The following is a 16,334-nucleotide window of genomic DNA, read 5'->3' as shown; positions in this document are numbered from 1 at the left end:
GGGCCCCAGTTCCGAAGCCCCAGTTCTAGAGCCCCAGTTCCGGGGCCCTCTTTCTGGGCCGCCAGCCTGTTCGGCGTCCGCCGAGCCCCCTAACGGAATCGAACCGTTGACCTTTTCCTTACCATGGAAACGCTCTGCCGACTGAGCTAAGGGGGCGGTCACCCGAAGCGACCAGTCGGGTCGGCCGGGCCTAAAAGAGGGTACAACCCGGGCCGCAGGGCAACCAAACCGCAATGCGCGAATCACCTCGTCGACCAGGGCCTGATCGTCGACGTCACGTTCCGGCGACCCGGGCGGTACCGGCGTGCGCGGCTCGCGGCGAAGGCCATAGGCTGGGGTGATGCCCGATTCGGACCGGCTGTACTTTCGTCAGCTGCTCGCCGGTCGCGATTTCGCCCCCGGCGACGTGTTCGCAACCCAGATGCGCAACTTCGCCTACCTGATCGGCGACCGGCAGACCGGTGACTGTGTGGTGGTCGATCCGGCCTACGCGGCCGGGGACCTGCTGGACGCGCTGCAGGCCGACGGCATGCGCCTGTCCGGCGTGCTGGTCACCCACCACCATCCCGACCATGTCGGCGGTTCGATGATGGGTTTCCAACTGAAGGGGCTGGCCGAGCTGCTGGAGCAGGCCAGCGTCCCGGTCCACGTCAATTCCGATGAAGCACTGTGGGTTTCGCGGGTGACGGGGATTTCCACAGGCGACCTCACCACCCACCGGCACGGCGACACGGTGAACGTCGGCGATATCGCAATCGAATTGCTGCACACCCCGGGTCATACGCCGGGCAGCCAGTGTTTTCTGCTCGACGGCCGGCTGGTCGCCGGCGACACGCTGTTTCTGGACGGCTGCGGGCGCACCGACTTTCCAGGCGGCGACTCCGACGAGATGTACCGAAGCCTGCAGCAGCTGGCCGCGCTGCCGGGAAACCCGATCGTCTTTCCCGGACACTGGTATTCGGCGCAGCCGAGTGCGCCGCTCGCGGAGGTCACCCGTTCCAATTACGTCTACCGCGCTACCGATCTCGATCAGTGGCGCATGCTGATGGGAGGGTGAACAGATTGTGAGCGGACCGGTCACCTATCGCCACGACGCGCCGATCGCCGTCATCACCATGGACGACGGCAAGGTCAACGCCCTCGGCCCGACCATGCAGGAGGCGCTGGGCGAGGCACTCGACAACGCCGACCGTGACGACGTCGGCGCCGTCGTGATCACCGGAAACGATCGGGTGTTCAGCGGCGGGTTCGACCTGAAGATCCTGACGTCCGGTCAGGTGCCGCCGGCGCTGGACATGCTCAGGGGCGGGTTCGAGCTCGCGCATCGGCTGCTGTCCTATCCCAAGCCGGTGGTGATGGCCTGCACCGGTCACGCAATCGCGATGGGGGCCTTCCTGTTGTGCAGCGGAGACCACCGGGTGGCCGCGCCGGCCTACAACATCGCGGCTAACGAGGTCGCGATCGGCATGACGATCCCGTACTCGGCTTTGGAGATCATGAAGCTGCGGCTCAACCCGTCGGCGTACCAGCAGGCCGCCGGGCTGGCCAAGACGTTCTTCGGTGAAAACGCCGTGGCCGCGGGTTGGCTCGACGAGATCGTGCTGCCCGAGGCGGTGCTCGACCGTGCCCTGGAAGCGGCGCGGGAATTCGCCTCGCTCAATCAGCAGGCCCACGCCGCAACCAAGTTGCGGGCCCGCGCCGATGCGCTGGCCGGCATCCGCGCCGGGATCGACGGCATGGCGGCCGAGTTCGGCCTCTAGGCTACGAGCGTCCCCGGAACCGTTTCAGGTATTGCGGCCAGTCCCAGCTCGACAGGAACGTCTTCGCCGCGGCATAACCCTGCTCGAACAGCTCCTCTTTCTGGGCGGTGGTGATGTCGAAGTCGAGGAACCCCACATCGGTCGAGTCCACCCGGATCACCCGGGCGTTGACCCAGGGCTGGCTGAGGCAGGCCTGGTCGTGGCCGACGATCATGGTGGTCAGCAGGTCCTCCAGCAGCGACGGGCCACCGAAGTGACGCAACAGCCCCAGCGCGGGGATCACCCTGTCGTTGCCCTGCGGCAGATTGGGCAGCACGTTGACGCCGAAGGTGGGCCAGCGCGGCGGTTTGCCGTCCGGCCGGTCGAAGGAGTCGATCGGGAAGTTGGACACCACCCCGCCGTCGACCAGCGTGGACGTCATCCCGGCGGCGCTGGTCAGTTTGGCGGTGCGAAAGAAGAACGGAATCGACATCGAGGCGCGCACCGCATCGGCCACCAGTTGCTCGTCCGGGTCCAGCCCGTAGATCCGCCGGTATTCCCACGGTAGCCGCACCAGCTGACCGAGCGTCACGTCGGCCACTGTCACCACCAGGCGGTAGCGTCGCTCCGGCAGCAGGCCGTCGTCGTCGATGGCCAAATCGGCGAAGGTGCGCACGCCGAGGTTCTCCAGCTCGGACGCGATCCACTGGCGCGCGAAATCCCCCTTGTAGATGCCACTTCCGCTGGCCAGGTCCCAGGCGGGGCCGACCAGCGGGATGGCGCCGACGGGTTCGGCGTCGAGGAATTTGCGGTAGGGCAGGTTCATCGCTATGTCCCTGACCTGCCCGGTGCTCAGCGTGTCGACGCCGGCGGCCAGGATGGCGCCGACGATCGATCCGGCCGATGTGCCCGAGACCCGCGGGATCTGGTAGCCGGCTTCCATCAGGGCGACCACGGCGCCGACCAGGCCGATGCCCTTGACGCCGCCGCCCGACAGAACGAGATCAGCCCTCAGGGGGTGTTCGGACATCAGCCTTGGCCCGAAACCCACTCGTAGGGAAGGAATTTGCCGTCGAACGTCACCGCGACGCGGTCGCCGGCCGGATGCGTCTTCTTGGCCACGTCGACGCTGAAGTTGATCGCGCTCATGATCCCGTCGCCGAACTGCTCGTGGATCAGCTCCTTGATCGCCGGCCCGTAGACCTGCAGAGCCTCGTAGAAGCGGTAGATGGTCGGGTCGGTGGGCACCGCGGTAGGCAGCCCGCCGCGCATCGGCGGCGCCGCCAGCACCGGCACGGCGGACTCGTCCAGGCCCAGCATCTCGACCAGCACCTTACCCAGGTCGGCGGGGATCGGGTGCTGGCCCAGCAGCGCCGAGGTGGTCCACGCGACGGGTCTGTCGATCGCGTCGGCCAGATCCTGCCAGGTCAGACCCCTTTCCAGGCGCGCGACGACGATCTGTTCGGTGAGGTCGTTTCTGGTCATGCCCACCAGCATGCACGCAGATCGCCGCGGCTACTGCTCCCGGGATGCTCTTTGGACCATGAGACCGTGCTCCGATTCGATATCGCATGCGATGTCGTCTCGGAACCGGCACGCATGGTCGGTGGAGCTGCGCACCGGCCGGCCGCAGCACGCACGCGAATCACGATCGCCATCTTGCCATCGGTGTCGGTGCGGGCGTCTAGGGTGACCGACGATGGCGCTTCATGTGCATCGTGCCGCACGCACCGACCTGCTGGCCGACGGGCTGGCCATGCTGTTGGCCGACCCGCTGCCGGACCCGTTCGCGCAGGACCTGGTGCTGGTGCCGGCCCGGGGGGTCGAACGCTGGCTGGCCCAGCGGCTTTCGCAGGTGCTGGGACGCGGTCGCCGCGGCGACGGGGTGTGCGCGGGGGTGGTTTTTCGCAGCCTGGGGTCGTTGATCGCCGAGCTGACCGGCACCGTCGACGACGACCCCTGGTCGCCGGAGGCGATGACATGGCCGCTGCTGGAGGTCGTCGACGGCAGCCTCGACGAGCCGTGGTGCCGGGCACTGGCGCGACATCTCGGACACTTCGACACCGACGCCGAAGCCGAGCTGCGCCGCGGCCAGCGGTATTCGGTGGCACGCCGGCTCGCGGGGCTGTTCGCCTCGTATGCCCGACAGCGGCCGGGGCTGCTGGCCGGCTGGCTGGACGGCGACGCCGCGGGCCTGGACGCCGACCTGGCCTGGCAGCCGCAGCTGTGGCGCGCGCTGGTGGCCGCGGTGCCCGTCGATCCCCCGCATATCCGGCTCGGCAAGACAGTGGCCCTGCTGCGCGAGGGGCCGGCAGACCTGCCGGCCCGGCTGTCGCTGTTCGGGCACACCCGACTGGCCTGCACCGAGGTGGAGCTTGTCGACGCGCTGGCCGCCCACCACGAGCTACACCTGTGGCTGCCGCATCCCAGCGACGAGCTGTGGCGGGCGCTGAGCGACGTGCACGGGGTGGTGCCGCGGCGCGGCGCCACCAGCTGCAACTCCGCCCGCCATCCGCTGCTGCAAACCTTGGGCCGGGAGCTGCGCGAGTTGCAACGCGGGTTGCCGGCCAATCCGGCGACCGACGAATCGCTCCCCGGCACAACCGAATCCGATACCCTACTGGGCTGGCTGCAATCCGATATCGCCGCCAACGCGGTCCGGGCGCATGGCCGCACGCTGCGGACCGGTGACCGCTCGGTGCAGGTGCATGCCTGCCACGGCCCGGCGCGGCAGGTCGACGTGCTGCGGGAGGTGCTGCTCGGCCTGCTGCAGGACGACCCGACGTTGCAGCCGCGCGACATCGCGGTGATGTGCCCCGACATCGAGACCTACGCGCCGCTGATCACCGCCGCGTTCGGATTCGGCGACGCGGTCCGGGGCGCCCATCCAGCGCACTGTTTGAGCGTGCGCCTGGCTGACCGCTCGCCGGTCCAGACCAACCCGCTGCTCTCGGTCGCGGCCGAGGTGCTGAGCATCGCGGGCAGTCGCGCCGCCGCCGGTCAGCTGCTCAACCTTGCACAGGCCGCGCCGGTGCGTGCCCGGTTCGGGTTCACCGACGACGACCTCGACGCGATCACCGACTGGGTGCGCGCAGCCAACATTCGCTGGGGCTTCGACCGCGAGCAGCGCGAGCCCTACGGCCTGGATCACATCGTCCACAACACCTGGCGGTTCGGCCTGGACCGTATCCTCACCGGGGTGGCCATGTCGGATGACTCGCAGGCCTGGCTGGGCAACGCCCTGCCGCTCGACGACGTGGGCAGCAACAAGGTCGAGCTGGCCGGGCGACTGGCCGAGTTCGCCGACAGGGTACACCACGTGGTCGAACGCCTCAGCGGCACAAGGCCGTTGACCGATTGGCTGGATGCCTTGACCGAAGGTGTCGGGCTGCTCACCCGGTGCGACGACGCCTCGCAGGACGCCCAGGTTCGGCGCGAGTTCGCTGCGGTCCTCACGCAGGCCGGTTCTCGCGCGTCGACAATGCTGCGGCTGGCTGACGTGCGCATCCTGCTGTCGACCCAGTTGGCCGGCCACCCGACCCGGGCCAACTTCCGCACCGGCACGGTGACGGTGTGCACGATGGTGGCGATGCGCTCGGTGCCGCACCGGGTGGTGTGCCTGATCGGCGTCGACGACGGGGTGTTCCCGCGTTCCGGTGTCTCCGACGGTGACGACGTGCTGGCGCGGGAACCGATGACCGGCGAGCGTGACATCCGTTCGGAGGACCGGCAACTGCTGCTCGACGCGGTGTGCGCGGCCACCGAGACACTGGTGATCACCTACACCGGCGCCGACGAGCGCACCGGCCACGACCGTCCGCCGGCGGTGCCGCTGGCCGAACTGCTCGACGCGCTGGACGCGACGACGCCGACTCCGGTGCGCGAACACATCCTGACCACACACCCGCTGCAGCCGTTCGACCGCCGCAACGTCACCCCCGGCGCGCTGGTGCCCGGCCAACCGTTCACGTTCGATCCGGCCGCGCTGACCGCCGCCAAGGCTGCCGCCGGGAAACGCTCTGCGCCTCAACGGTTTTTCACCGACCCCCTGCCTGCGCCGCCCGCGACGGATGTCCAGCTCGCCGACCTGCTCGACTTCTTCAAGCACCCGGTCAAAGGGTTTTTCCGCCACCTCGACTGCACGCTGCCGCGGGACGTCGACACCGTCGAGGACACGATGCCGGCCCACATCGGCCCCCTGGCACAGTGGGCGGTCGGCGACCGGATGCTGCACGACATGCTGCGCGGGATGGATCCCGCGGTGGCCGAGCAGGCCGAGTGGCGTCGCGGCACGCTGCCGCCCGGGCGGTTGGGCTGGCGCAAGGCCCGCCTGATCAGCGGCCAGGCGGCAGAACTGGCGATCGCCGCGCGGCGCCACCAGACGGGTCCGGCCGCCGCCCACGATGTCGCTGTCGATCTGGGCGACGGACGCCTGCTCACCGGCACCGTGAACCGGGTGTTCGGCGACCGGATTGTCGACGTCAGCTATGCACGGCTGGCCCCGAAACATAAACTGCACGCGTGGATTTCGTTGGTTGCCCTGGCCGGCGGCGGCCGGGGCGATCCAGATGGCGGCTGGACCGCGATCTGCATCGGGCGCGGAACCGACGACACCGTCGAGGCGTGCTGCCTGCGCGCACCGCCGGATGCGTTGGCGGTGCTGCGCGATCTGGTCCTGCTGTTCGACGCGGGGCGTCGCGAGCCGCTGGCGCTGCCGCTGAAGACGTCGTATACCTGGGCGGAAAAGTGCCATCGGGGTGAGGATCCGGCGAAGGACGCCCGCAATGCGTGGAAAAGCAACAAAAATCACGACGGCGAAGACCGCGACGAGGCACATGTGCGGGTGTGGGGCCCCGACGCCGGCTTCGACGTGCTGCTGGAGAACGAACTTCCGGCGCTGGCCGAGAGGCTCTGGCTGCCGGTGCTGACCGCCGAAGGCGAGCCGGGCTGATGGAGCGTTTCGACCTGCTCGGCCCGCTGCCGGCAGCCGGCTCCACCACCCTGCTGGAGGCCAGCGCCGGCACCGGCAAAACCTTCGCGTTGGCCGGTCTGGTCACCCGCTACCTCGCCGAGACCGGCGTCACGCTGGACCAGATGCTGCTGATCACGTTCAACCGCAACGCCAGCCGCGAACTGCGGGAGCGTGTCCGCGGCCAGATCGTCGACGCGGTGTCGGCGCTGGAGGGCCGCGTGCCGCCGGGCAACGACCTCGTCGTGCACCTGCTGCGCGGCGACGACGACGAGCGCGACCTGCGGCGGGCGCGGCTGCGGGATGCGCTGGCCGACTTCGACGTGGCGACGATCGCCACCACGCATGAGTTCTGCGGGCGAGTGCTGAAATCGCTGGGCATTGACGGTGACACCGGCGCCGACGTCACACTGCAGGAAAACCTCGACGACCTGGTCACCGAGATCGTCGACGACCTCTACCTCGTCCACTTCGGCCGCTGCGAGGACGAGCCGGTGCTGAGCTACCGGCAGGCTCTCGACATGGCCCGTGCCGTCGTGGCGGACCCGTGTGCGCAATGGCGGCCGTCGGACCCCGACCCGGACAGCGAGGCGGACATACGGCTGCGCTTCGCCACCGCGGTGGTCGCCGAACTCGAACGCCGTAAGCGCCGGCTGCGCATCCTCGGCTACGACGACCTGCTGAGCCGGCTCGCGAAAGCCCTTGAAGCGCAAGACTCCCCGGCCCGCGACCGGATGCGACGCCGATGGCGGGTCGTGCTGGTCGACGAGTTCCAGGACACCGACCCCATCCAGTGGCAGGTGCTCGACCGCGCCTTCGGCGGACACTCGACACTGATCCTGATCGGCGACCCCAAGCAGGCCATCTACGGGTTCCGCGGCGGCGACATCCACACCTACCTCAAGGCGGCCCGCTCCGCCGGCGCCCGCTATACGCTGGGGGTCAACTGGCGCAGCGACCGGGTGCTCGTGGACAGCCTGCAGACTGTGCTGGGCGGGGCGGCGCTTGGCCATCCCGAGATTGTCGTGCATCCCGTGCAGACGCACCACGACGGGCACCGGCTCACCGGAGCACCGCGCAACGCACCGTTTCGGCTGCGTGTCGTCAAACGTGCCACGCTCGGTTACCAGGGCACCGCCACCATCCCGATCGACGTTCTGCGCCAACACATTCCGGTCGATCTGGCCGCCGACATCGCGGCGCTGCTCGCCGGCGGCGCCAGCTACGACGGTCGTCGTGTCCGGGCGGCCGACATCGCGGTGATCGTCGAGCAGCACAAGGACGCGCGGCCGTGCCGGGACGCGTTGGCGGCGGCGGGAATCCCGGCGGTCTACACCGGCGATTCCGACGTGTTCGAATCGCAGGCGGCCGAAGACTGGCTGTGCCTGCTGGAGGCGTTTGACGCCCCGCACCGCAGCGGCCTGGTGCGCGCCGCCGCCTGCACGATGTTCTTCGGGGAGACCGCGGAAACACTTGCCGCCAAGGGTGATGCGCTCACCGACCGGGTTGCGCTGACGCTGCGGGAGTGGGCCGACCACGCCCGGCAGCGCGGAGTGGCGGCGGTGCTCGAGGCCGCGCAACTGAGTGGGATGGGCGGCCGGGTACTGGCCCGGCACGGCGGCGAGCGGTACATGACCGACCTCGCTCACATCGCGCAGCTGCTGCACGAGAGCGCGTATCGCAACCGCTACAGCCCGCCCGCGCTGCGTGATTGGCTGCGTCGGCAGTGCGACACCCGCTCCCGGGTGAGCGAGCGCACCCGCCGCCTGGACAGCGACGCCGCGGCGGTGCAGATCATGACGGTGTTCGTGGCCAAGGGGTTGCAGTTCCCTGTCGTGTATCTGCCGTTCGCATTCAACCGGTACGTCAGCACTGACGAAATCCTGCTGTTTCACGACGACACCGACACCCGCTGCCTGTACATCGGCGGCAAAAGCGGACCGGACCTCACCGCCGTCAAGAAACTCGGCCGCCAGGAGGGCGCCAGGGGCGCCATACGCTTGACCTACGTCGCGTTGACCCGGGCGCAGTCGCAGGTGGTGGCATGGTGGGCGCCGAGCCGAGACGAAGCCAACGGCGGGCTGTCGAGGCTGCTGCGCGCCCGCAGCGTCGGTGACAGCGACGTGCCCGACCAGTGTCAGCCGTCGAAGATCACCGACGAGGATGCGATGGCCCGACTGCGTGACTGGGAGACGGCCGGCGGGCCGGTGATCGAGGACTCGGTGGTGGCCACGACGCCGTCGGTGCCGCCCGCGCAGGCGCCGCCGAACCTCGCCAGCCGCTACTTCGACCGCGCGATCGACACCACGTGGCGGCGGACGTCGTACTCGGCACTGATCCGCGGCGCGGAACCTGTTGGCGTGCAGAGCGAGCCGGAGGTGACTGCCCGTGACGACGAGCCGGAAGGCCTGGTGGTCACCGCATCCCGCGGCGGCGCGGATCTGGCCTCGCCGCTGGCCGGGATGCCGGCCGGGGCCGCGTTCGGGTCGCTGGTGCACGCGGTGCTGGAAACGGCCGACCCCTCGGCACCCGATCTGGCGGCCGAGCTGGAGGCCCAGGTGCGACGGCACCTGGCCTGGTGGCCGGTCGACGTCGCGCCCGCCGATCTGGCCGCCGCGCTGGTGCCGATGCACGACACGTCGCTGGGTCCGTTGGCGGGAGGGCTGACGCTGCGCCGGATCGGTCTGCGAGACCGGCTGCGCGAGTTGGCCTTCGAGATGCCGCTGGCCGGCGGCGACCTGCACGAGCCGGCACCGGAGGTGTCGCTGCGCGACGTCGGTGAGCTGCTGCGCGCGTATCTGCCCGCCGACGATCCGCTGGCGTCGTACGCCGACCGGCTGACGTCGGGCTCGCTGGCAGGTCAACCGCTGCGCGGATACCTCTCCGGGTCGATCGACGCGGTGCTGCGCCTGCCCGGCCCGCGCTACCTGGTGGTGGACTACAAGACCAACCAGCTGGGTGAGTCCGCATCCGACTACTGTGTCCCGAGGCTGGCCGAGGCCATGCTGCACTCGGACTACCCGCTGCAGGCACTGTTGTATACGGTTGTGCTGCATCGGTTTCTGCGCTGGCGCCAGCCGCACTACGACCCGGCCCTGCACTTCGGCGGGGTGCTGTATCTGTACGTGCGCGGGATGTGCGGCGCCGCCACACCCGGCTGCGGCGTGTTCAGCTGGCAGCCGCCGGCCGCACTGGTGGCGGCGTTGTCGGATCTGCTCGACCAGGGTCGGGAGGCGGCATGACTGCCGCGGACGTCGCCGTCGGCGCCACCGGCATGCTGCACACACTCAACCAAGCAGGGCTGCTGGATGTTGCGAATGTCCATGTCGCTCAGCGGATCTGCGCGCTGGGCGAGGAATCCGACGAACGGGTCGCGCTGGCTCTCGCACTCGTGGTCCGCGCGCTGCGCAGCGGATCGGTGTGCGTGGATCTGACGACGATCGCCGGGACCGTCGCCGCCGACGGGTTACCAGAGCCTTCGGAATGGCTTGCCGCGCTGCAGGCGAGCCGGTTGCTCGCCGACCCGCCGGTGTTGCATCTCTACGACGACCGGCTGCTCTACCTCGACCGGTACTGGCGCGAGGAGAAGCAGGTGTGCGACGACCTGCTGGCCCTGCTTGCCGTGCGCCCGCCGGCCGCGCTCGCGGAACTGACCCGTTTGTTCCCAGCCGGCTTCGAGGAGCAGCGAGCCGCGGCGGACATCGCGCTGGCCCAGGCGGTCACCGTGTTGACGGGCGGGCCCGGGACCGGCAAGACGACCACGGTCGCGCGGCTGCTGGCGGCGCTGGCCGAGCAGGCGGAGCTCGCCGGCATGACACGGCCGCGGATCGCGTTGGCGGCGCCGACCGGCAAGGCGGCGGCCCGGCTGCAGGAGGCGGTGGCCCGCGAAGTGGCCGAGCTCGACGCGGCCGACCGGGCGCGGCTGGGCGAACTGCACGCGACGACGCTGCACCGGCTGCTCGGCGCCAAGCCGCGGACGTCGTCGCGATTTCGGCACGATCACGCGAACCGGCTTCCGCACGAGGTGATCGTGGTCGACGAGACGTCGATGGTGTCGCTGACCATGATGGCGCGGCTGCTGGAGGCGGTGCGCCCGGGTGCCCGGCTGGTGCTGGTCGGTGACGCCGGCCAGCTGGCGTCGGTGGACGCCGGGGCGGTGCTGGCGGACGTGGTCGACGGCTTCTCGGCGCGCGACGATGTTCGCGTGGCGTCCCTGCGCAGCGTGCATCGTTTCGGGGAATCGATCGGGGCGCTGGCCGAGTCGGTGCGCACCGGTGACGCCGACCGGATGCTCGCGCTGCTCAAATCCGGAAACGAGCACCTCGAGTTCATCGGGGACGACGACCCCGCCCCGGCGCTGCGCCCGGTCCTGCTGCCACACGCGCTGCGGCTGCGGGAGTGTGCGCTGTCGGGCGCCAAGGATCAGGCGTTGGCAGTTCTGGACGAACATCGGCTGCTGTGCGCACACCGCCGGGGTCCTTTCGGCATGCAGCGCTGGAATCAGCAGGTGCGCAGGTGGCTATCCGAAGAAGCCGGCATGCCGCCGTGGGCGGAGTGGTACCCCGGGAGGCCGCTTCTGGTGACCGCCAACGACTACGGGCTGCGGCTGTACAACGGCGACGCCGGAGTGGTGGTCGCCGGCCCCGACGGCCTGCAGGCAGTTTTTGCTGGAGCGACTGGGCCGCTTGACTTTTCGACCAGCCGACTATCTGACGTCGAGACCATGCACGCGATGACGATTCACAAGTCTCAGGGCAGTCAAGCCGACGAGATCACCGTTGTGATGCCGTCGGAGGATTCCCGGCTGTTGACCCGGGAACTGCTCTACACCGCGGTCACCCGGGCCAAACGGAAGGTTCGGGTGGTGGGTTCGGAGGCCGCGCTGCGCGCGGCGATCGGCCGCCGCGCGGTGCGGGCGAGCGGGCTGGCCCGCCGGCTGGAGGCTGCCGCCGGCCATGGCCGACACCGGTAGCGTGACCGGGTACGCTCCCCGGTCATGACACTTCCACCGCCGTCGGCAGGCTCAGTCGCCGTCGTCACCGGCGCCTCCTCAGGCATCGGTGAGCACTTCGCCCGTCAACTCGTCGCCCGCGGCTACCGCGTCGTCGTCACGGCCCGCCGCGAGGACCGGCTACAAGCCTTGTGCGCGGAACTGGGCGGCGACGAGCACGCCGTCGCGGTGGGCACCGACCTGGCGGTTGCGGCGGACCGTGACCGGCTGGCCGCGCGCATCGACGAGCTGGGTGCGCAGGTCGACATGCTGGTGAACAACGCCGGCCTGGGCATCTACACCCCGTTCGGCGCCGAAGGCCGCGACAAGGAACTGCAGATGCTGCGCGTCGACGTCGAGGCGGTGGCGGACCTGATGCTGCGCTACCTGCCCGGCATGGTCGAGCGCGGCCGCGGCGCGATCATCAACCTGTCGTCGGTGTCCGGATTCCAGCCGGCGCCCTACAACGCCGGCTACGCGGCCGCGAAAGCGTACGTGCTGTGGCTGTCGGAGGCGGTGCACGCCGAAGTCGCGGGCAGCGGTGTCACGGTCACCGCGGTCTGCCCCGGGCCGGTGCCGACGGAGTTCCAGGCCACCAACGACGTCGACTACCTGGTCGACCGGATGCCGGGGTTCACCAAGGTGTCCGCCGAGCGGGTGGTCGCCGACGCGCTCAAGGCCGCCGACCGTGGTCGCGCGTCGGTGGTGCCGGGCGGACCGCAGGTGCGGTTCACGTTGGGGTCGTCCCGGTACGTGCCGACGCCACTGGCCTTGCCGGTGCTCGGGCGGATGTTGAAGCGTTGACGGCCGGTCGCATGTGGCGCGGCTGACGCTGTCGTCTGCCGCGGCTGGTGGGCCAATACCTGTGTTCCGGGCCCACCTCGCAGCCGATGGTCGACACTGGACTCATGACGGACGCTGATACCGCCCGGGTCGCGGTGTACCTCGACTTCGACAACATCGTGATCTCCCGCTACGACCAGGTGAACGGCCGCAGCTCGTTTCAGAAGGACAAGACCAAGGGGCTCGACAAGCATCCGGACCGGCTGGCGCGGGCCACCGTCGACGTCGGCGCGGTCATCGACTTCGCGTCGTCGTTCGGGACGTTGGTGCTGACCCGCGCGTACGCCGACTGGTCGGCCGACGTCAACAGCGGCTACCGCGAACAGTTGGTGGGCCGCGCGGTGGATCTGGTGCAGTTGTTCCCGGCGGCGGCCTACGGCAAGAACGGCGCCGACATTCGGCTGGCCGTCGACGCGGTCGAGGACATGTTCCGGCTGCCCGACCTGACCCACGTGGTGATCGTGTCCGGCGACTCCGACTACATCCCGCTGGCGCAGCGCTGCAAGCGCCTCGGCCGCTACGTGGTGGGCGTCGGGGTGGCCGGTTCGTCCAGCCGGGCGCTGGCGGCCGCCTGCGACGACTTCGTCACCTACGACGCCCTGCCCGGAGTTCCGGTGCCTGAGGCGGCGCCCGCCAAGGACGCCGCCCCTGCGCGACGCGCCCGCCGCACCACGGACGCCGACGCCGAGGAGCCGCAACCGCCAGATCCGCAGGACGCGGCCACCAGCCTGCTGACCCGGGCGCTGCGCATCGGCTTGGAGAAAGACGACGCCGACTGGCTGCACAACTCCGCGGTCAAGGCACAGATGAAGCGGATGGACCCGTCGTTCAGCGAAAAGTCCCTGGGTTTCAAGTCTTTCAGCGACTTCCTGCGGTCCCGCTCGGACCTGGTGGAACTCGACGAGAGTTCGACGACGCGGATGGTGCGGCTGCGGTGAGTGCGATCGCCGCTACAACCGCATGGCGGCGACCCGCTGCACTCGGCTACGCCGACCTTGCGATCGCCGCTACAACCGCTGCGCGGACACGAACAGGTTCTGCGGGGCAGGGTCCTCGAGCTGCTTCGGAAATGCGCGGCCGTAGCCGGCCATCAGCTGCTCGGACGGCGTGACCGCCACCTCCCAGCCGCGGCGGCGCAGCCAGTCGCCGACGTCGTCGCGTTCCTCGAAGTACCACAGCTCGTCGGTTCTGGGAACCTCGCGTTGCGGGTCCGCGGAGGCCATCAGCGCGCGGACGCGGTCCATCCGCTCGCGCCGCCGCGCGCGGGCCTGCGGGTCGGCGAAGCCGGGTGCGACCGCCTCGACGGCGATCCGGCTGCCGGTGGCCGTGAGCCCCTGCACACGCTCGAACAGCAGATCTTGGGCTGCCGCCGGCAGGTACGGCAACAGCCCCTCGACCGACCACGCGCTTGGCACTGTCACGTCAAACCCGTTCTGTTGCAACGCGCTCGGCCAGTCCTGACGCAGATCCACCGCGACGGCTACCCGGTTGCAGGTCGGCTCCGCGCCGTGGCGGCGCAACGTCGAAAATTTGAATTCCAGCACCTTCGGCTGGTCGAGCTCGTAGACCGTGGTGGCGTCGGGCCACCCCAACCGCCACGACCGTGCATCCAGGCCCGCCGCCAGGATCACCGCCTGGCGGATGCCGGCCCGGGTGGCGTCGAGGAAGAACGAGTCGAAAAAGGCTGTCCGCGAGGCGAAATAGTCGACCATCGACCGCATGCGCAGCGGCAGCTCGGGCTCGGCGTCGAGGACCTCGGCCGGCAGCCCGGGAGCGGAGTACCAGTTCCACACCCCGTCGCCGGCGGCGTCGAGGAACACCCGCGCGAACGGATCGTTGATCAGCGGACTGTCGCTCTCGGTGTCGGCTGCGCGGGCCGCCGCCACCCCGAGCGCCGTCGCACCCACGCTTTCGGTGATTTCCCAGCTGTCGTCGTCGGTTCGCGCCACTCCCCGACCATACGTGAGGCGGTACGGAAGGATCACGGTCAGCATGAACGACACCTCCCCGGCGACATCCCGCCGGCGCCACATCGTGCGGCTCGCCGTGGTCGCCGCTTTCCTACTCGCGATTTTCTATCTGGTCGCCGTCCAGCGGGTCATCGACGTCGAGGCGGTGCGGCGCACGGTCTCGGCGGCGGGGCCGGCGGCGCCGCTGACCTACGTCGCGGCGTCGGCGATGCTCGGCGCCGTGTTCGTGCCGGGCCCGATTCTGGCTGCGGGCAGCGGTCTGTTGTTCGGTCCTGCGCTGGGCGTCGTCGTGACGCTGGGTGCGACGGTGGGCACTGCGGTCGTGGCGAGCGTCCTGGGCCGTCGGGCCGGCCGTGACAGCGTGCACGCGCTGCTCGGCGCGTCGCGTGCCGGGCGTGTCGACGCGTTGGTCGCACGAGGCGGGCTGTGGGCGGTTGTCGGTCAGCGCTTTGTGCCCGGTGTCTCCGACGCGCTGGCCGCCTACGCCTTCGGGGCATTCGGAGTTCCGTTGTGGCAGATGGCTGTCGGTGCGTTCATCGGTTCGGCGCCGCGGGCTTTCGTCTACACCGCACTGGGCGCCTCGATCGCCGATCGGTCAGGGCCGTTGGCGTACGCGGCGATCGCGGTGTGGTGTGTGACCGCGGTCGTCGGCGCGTTCGCTGCGCGGCATGGATACCGAACATGGCGCGGGCACGCCCGCCGTGAAGGGGACGGCGGCATCCCGGAGCCGGAGACGGACACTGGAGCGCGCTGACGCGTCGAGATCCGGAGACTGCCTTCGGTTGGCGCGCATCTGGGCTCACGTTTGCGCTCAACGACGGTTGCGGGCTCATCCCTCCAGCGCGGATTGGATGCCGGTGTGCCCGAAGTCGTCGCCTTTCCAGAGCAGCGAATCGCGCAGATCGAAGGCGAGGGCATAGGAGAGGCAATCACCAAAGTTCAAACCGGCCGGGTGGCCGCTGCCTTCGCCGAAATCTGCGTAAGCCTGCCGGGCCAGGCGGGCCTGAAGCTCAGTCACCGGCTCAACCACGAACCCGGCTTCGCGCAGAAACTCGTCCAAACCCCTGCTGATGATCGGGTCGCGCTGAGCGTCGACGACGATCCCGCATTCGAGATAGCTTGCGGCGGACAATCGTCGTACCTCAGCGCCGGCGATCGCTTGGACGTAGACCGCGGCGTCATCCTCCGCTTTGAGGATCGCGATGATTGCCGAGGTGTCCGCGATCACACCGGGAGCCCTTGCTCGTCGTAGAGCCGAGCATCGTGGTCCAGCCGCTTGGTCTCTGGGCTCATCCGGCTCGCGGTCTTGTGGCCGATCGCCAAGAGCCGGTCCGCGAGATTGTCCCTCTGCAGCCTGGCCAGACGCTCATTCACCGCAGTCGCCACAGCCTGTGCCTGAGACTCACCCGTGATTTCCGCGATCTGCTTGACCGCCTCGTGGACTGTCGCATCTTTGATGTTCAAAGCCATGATGGTACCCTTCGTCCTCATAATGGTACCACTGGTACCTGGACAATGTTTCTCAGGCCGATTCGGCCTGGCCTCTCCGCAGCACGTTGCAGGCGTCGACGAAGTCGGCCCACTCATCCTGGGTTGGACGGACTGCACAGTCGGTGACGGCGTCGTCGCTCACCACGAGACGGGGTTTCATGGGCGCCAGCAGCTTCGCGAGTTGGACAATGTGCCCCGCCGGGCTGTCCGCGAAGCTCTGGAACAGCCTGTTGCGGATCCACGTCTGCCGAACGCTGTCGAAGCCGGCGGCCAAGTCCAATGCCGGAAGCCGCAAAGCGCCCCTGCATCCATCGTGTCGGCGATAAAATCTG

At 69.5% G+C, this 16,334-nt stretch carries 13 protein-coding genes, 1 tRNA gene and 1 pseudogene; 8 read left to right on the top strand and 7 right to left on the bottom strand.

All coding sequences use genetic code 11. From position 1 onward, the window contains the following. Positions 1–83: 83 nt before the first annotated feature. Positions 84–156: transfer RNA gene (locus ABDW21_RS01660), tRNA-Thr, on the bottom strand. 184 nt (positions 157–340) lie between these two features. Here ABDW21_RS01660 and ABDW21_RS01655 point away from each other — a divergent pair. Both ABDW21_RS01655 and ABDW21_RS01650 read left to right on the top strand, forming a co-directional pair. After that, positions 341–1,057 carry an MBL fold metallo-hydrolase gene (locus ABDW21_RS01655; RefSeq protein ID WP_343599864.1) on the top strand — a complete coding sequence of 239 codons (717 nt, stop codon included), beginning with the start codon at positions 341–343 and terminating at the stop codon, positions 1,055–1,057. Between the two features lie 7 nt (positions 1,058–1,064). Beyond that, the gene (locus ABDW21_RS01650; RefSeq protein WP_343599862.1) at positions 1,065–1,760 is read left to right on the top strand and encodes a crotonase/enoyl-CoA hydratase family protein; all 696 of its coding nucleotides are present in this window, start codon (positions 1,065–1,067) and stop codon (positions 1,758–1,760) included. A gap of 1 nt (position 1,761) precedes the next feature. Here the strand turns inward: ABDW21_RS01650 and ABDW21_RS01645 are convergent, their stop codons facing one another. Both ABDW21_RS01645 and cynS read right to left on the bottom strand, forming a co-directional pair. Continuing rightward, complete coding sequence (locus ABDW21_RS01645; protein WP_343599860.1) at positions 1,762–2,769, bottom strand: patatin-like phospholipase family protein; 1,008 nt, start codon at positions 2,767–2,769, stop codon at positions 1,762–1,764. After that, positions 2,769–3,236 (bottom strand): cyanase, encoded by a 468-nt coding sequence (gene cynS, locus ABDW21_RS01640; RefSeq protein WP_343599858.1) that lies wholly within the window; start codon positions 3,234–3,236, stop codon positions 2,769–2,771. The genes ABDW21_RS01645 and cynS overlap by 1 nt, the downstream gene beginning before the upstream one ends. A 202-nt stretch (positions 3,237–3,438) precedes the next feature. Here cynS and recC point away from each other — a divergent pair, with 202 nt between their 5' ends. From recC to ABDW21_RS01615, 5 genes are all read left to right on the top strand, one after another. Next, positions 3,439–6,690, top strand: coding sequence for an exodeoxyribonuclease V subunit gamma (recC, locus tag ABDW21_RS01635; RefSeq protein ID WP_343709990.1), 3,252 nt, complete (start codon positions 3,439–3,441; stop codon positions 6,688–6,690). Next, on the top strand, positions 6,690–9,950 hold the full coding sequence (recB, locus tag ABDW21_RS01630; protein WP_343709989.1) for an exodeoxyribonuclease V subunit beta: 3,261 nt from the start codon (positions 6,690–6,692) through the stop codon (positions 9,948–9,950). Before recC ends, recB begins: the two co-directional genes overlap by 1 nt. Next, a complete protein-coding gene (gene recD / locus ABDW21_RS01625; protein WP_343599854.1) occupies positions 9,947–11,680 on the top strand; it encodes an exodeoxyribonuclease V subunit alpha in 1,734 nt (577 codons plus the stop codon). The genes recB and recD overlap by 4 nt, the downstream gene beginning before the upstream one ends. A gap of 24 nt (positions 11,681–11,704) precedes the next feature. Further along, entirely contained in the window at positions 11,705–12,502 is a 798-nt protein-coding gene (locus tag ABDW21_RS01620) for an SDR family oxidoreductase (RefSeq protein ID WP_343709988.1), read from the top strand. A 104-nt stretch (positions 12,503–12,606) separates the two neighbouring features. Further along, complete coding sequence (locus tag ABDW21_RS01615; protein ID WP_343599850.1) at positions 12,607–13,479, top strand: NYN domain-containing protein; 873 nt, start codon at positions 12,607–12,609, stop codon at positions 13,477–13,479. Positions 13,480–13,548: 69 nt separating this feature from the next. Here the strand turns inward: ABDW21_RS01615 and ABDW21_RS01610 are convergent, their stop codons facing one another. Then, complete coding sequence (locus ABDW21_RS01610; protein ID WP_343599849.1) at positions 13,549–14,490, bottom strand: class I SAM-dependent methyltransferase; 942 nt, start codon at positions 14,488–14,490, stop codon at positions 13,549–13,551. A 43-nt stretch (positions 14,491–14,533) separates the two neighbouring features. Between ABDW21_RS01610 and ABDW21_RS01605 the strand changes: the two genes are divergently transcribed. Further along, positions 14,534–15,265 (top strand): TVP38/TMEM64 family protein, encoded by a 732-nt coding sequence (locus tag ABDW21_RS01605; protein ID WP_343599848.1) that lies wholly within the window; start codon positions 14,534–14,536, stop codon positions 15,263–15,265. 75 nt (positions 15,266–15,340) lie between these two features. Here the strand turns inward: ABDW21_RS01605 and ABDW21_RS01600 are convergent, their stop codons facing one another. The 3 genes and pseudogenes from ABDW21_RS01600 to ABDW21_RS01590 all read right to left on the bottom strand — a co-directional run. After that, complete coding sequence (locus ABDW21_RS01600) at positions 15,341–15,739, bottom strand: type II toxin-antitoxin system VapC family toxin (RefSeq protein WP_343599846.1); 399 nt, start codon at positions 15,737–15,739, stop codon at positions 15,341–15,343. Continuing rightward, positions 15,736–15,981, bottom strand: coding sequence for a type II toxin-antitoxin system VapB family antitoxin (locus tag ABDW21_RS01595; RefSeq protein WP_343599845.1), 246 nt, complete (start codon positions 15,979–15,981; stop codon positions 15,736–15,738). Before ABDW21_RS01595 ends, ABDW21_RS01600 begins: the two co-directional genes overlap by 4 nt. A gap of 52 nt (positions 15,982–16,033) precedes the next feature. Next, positions 16,034–16,334 (bottom strand): annotated as a pseudogene (locus ABDW21_RS01590) (hypothetical protein); the annotation flags it as partial.

It is taken from the genome of Mycobacterium sp., assembly GCF_039583805.1.
Taxonomy (GTDB): Bacteria; Actinomycetota; Actinomycetes; order Mycobacteriales; family Mycobacteriaceae; genus Mycobacterium.
The sequence above is the reverse complement of the archived record's forward strand: the minus strand, read 5'-3'. Positions and strand labels throughout refer to the sequence as shown.

Bases quoted from the DNA above. Each gene is read 5' to 3' on its own strand.
- ABDW21_RS01655 (WP_343599864.1), top strand. From the start codon at position 341: ATGCCCGATTCGGACCGGCTGTACTTTCGTCAGCTGCTCGCCGGTCGC.
- ABDW21_RS01645 (WP_343599860.1), bottom strand. From the start codon at position 2,769: ATGTCCGAACACCCCCTGAGGGCTGATCTCGTTCTGTCGGGCGGCGGC.
- cynS (WP_343599858.1), bottom strand. From the start codon at position 3,236: ATGCTGGTGGGCATGACCAGAAACGACCTCACCGAACAGATCGTCGTC.
- recC (WP_343709990.1), top strand. From the start codon at position 3,439: ATGGCGCTTCATGTGCATCGTGCCGCACGCACCGACCTGCTGGCCGAC.
- recB (WP_343709989.1), top strand. From the start codon at position 6,690: ATGGAGCGTTTCGACCTGCTCGGCCCGCTGCCGGCAGCCGGCTCCACC.
- recD (WP_343599854.1), top strand. From the start codon at position 9,947: ATGACTGCCGCGGACGTCGCCGTCGGCGCCACCGGCATGCTGCACACA.
- ABDW21_RS01620 (WP_343709988.1), top strand. From the start codon at position 11,705: ATGACACTTCCACCGCCGTCGGCAGGCTCAGTCGCCGTCGTCACCGGC.
- ABDW21_RS01615 (WP_343599850.1), top strand. From the start codon at position 12,607: ATGACGGACGCTGATACCGCCCGGGTCGCGGTGTACCTCGACTTCGAC.
- ABDW21_RS01605 (WP_343599848.1), top strand. From the start codon at position 14,534: ATGAACGACACCTCCCCGGCGACATCCCGCCGGCGCCACATCGTGCGG.
- ABDW21_RS01595 (WP_343599845.1), bottom strand. From the start codon at position 15,981: ATGGCTTTGAACATCAAAGATGCGACAGTCCACGAGGCGGTCAAGCAG.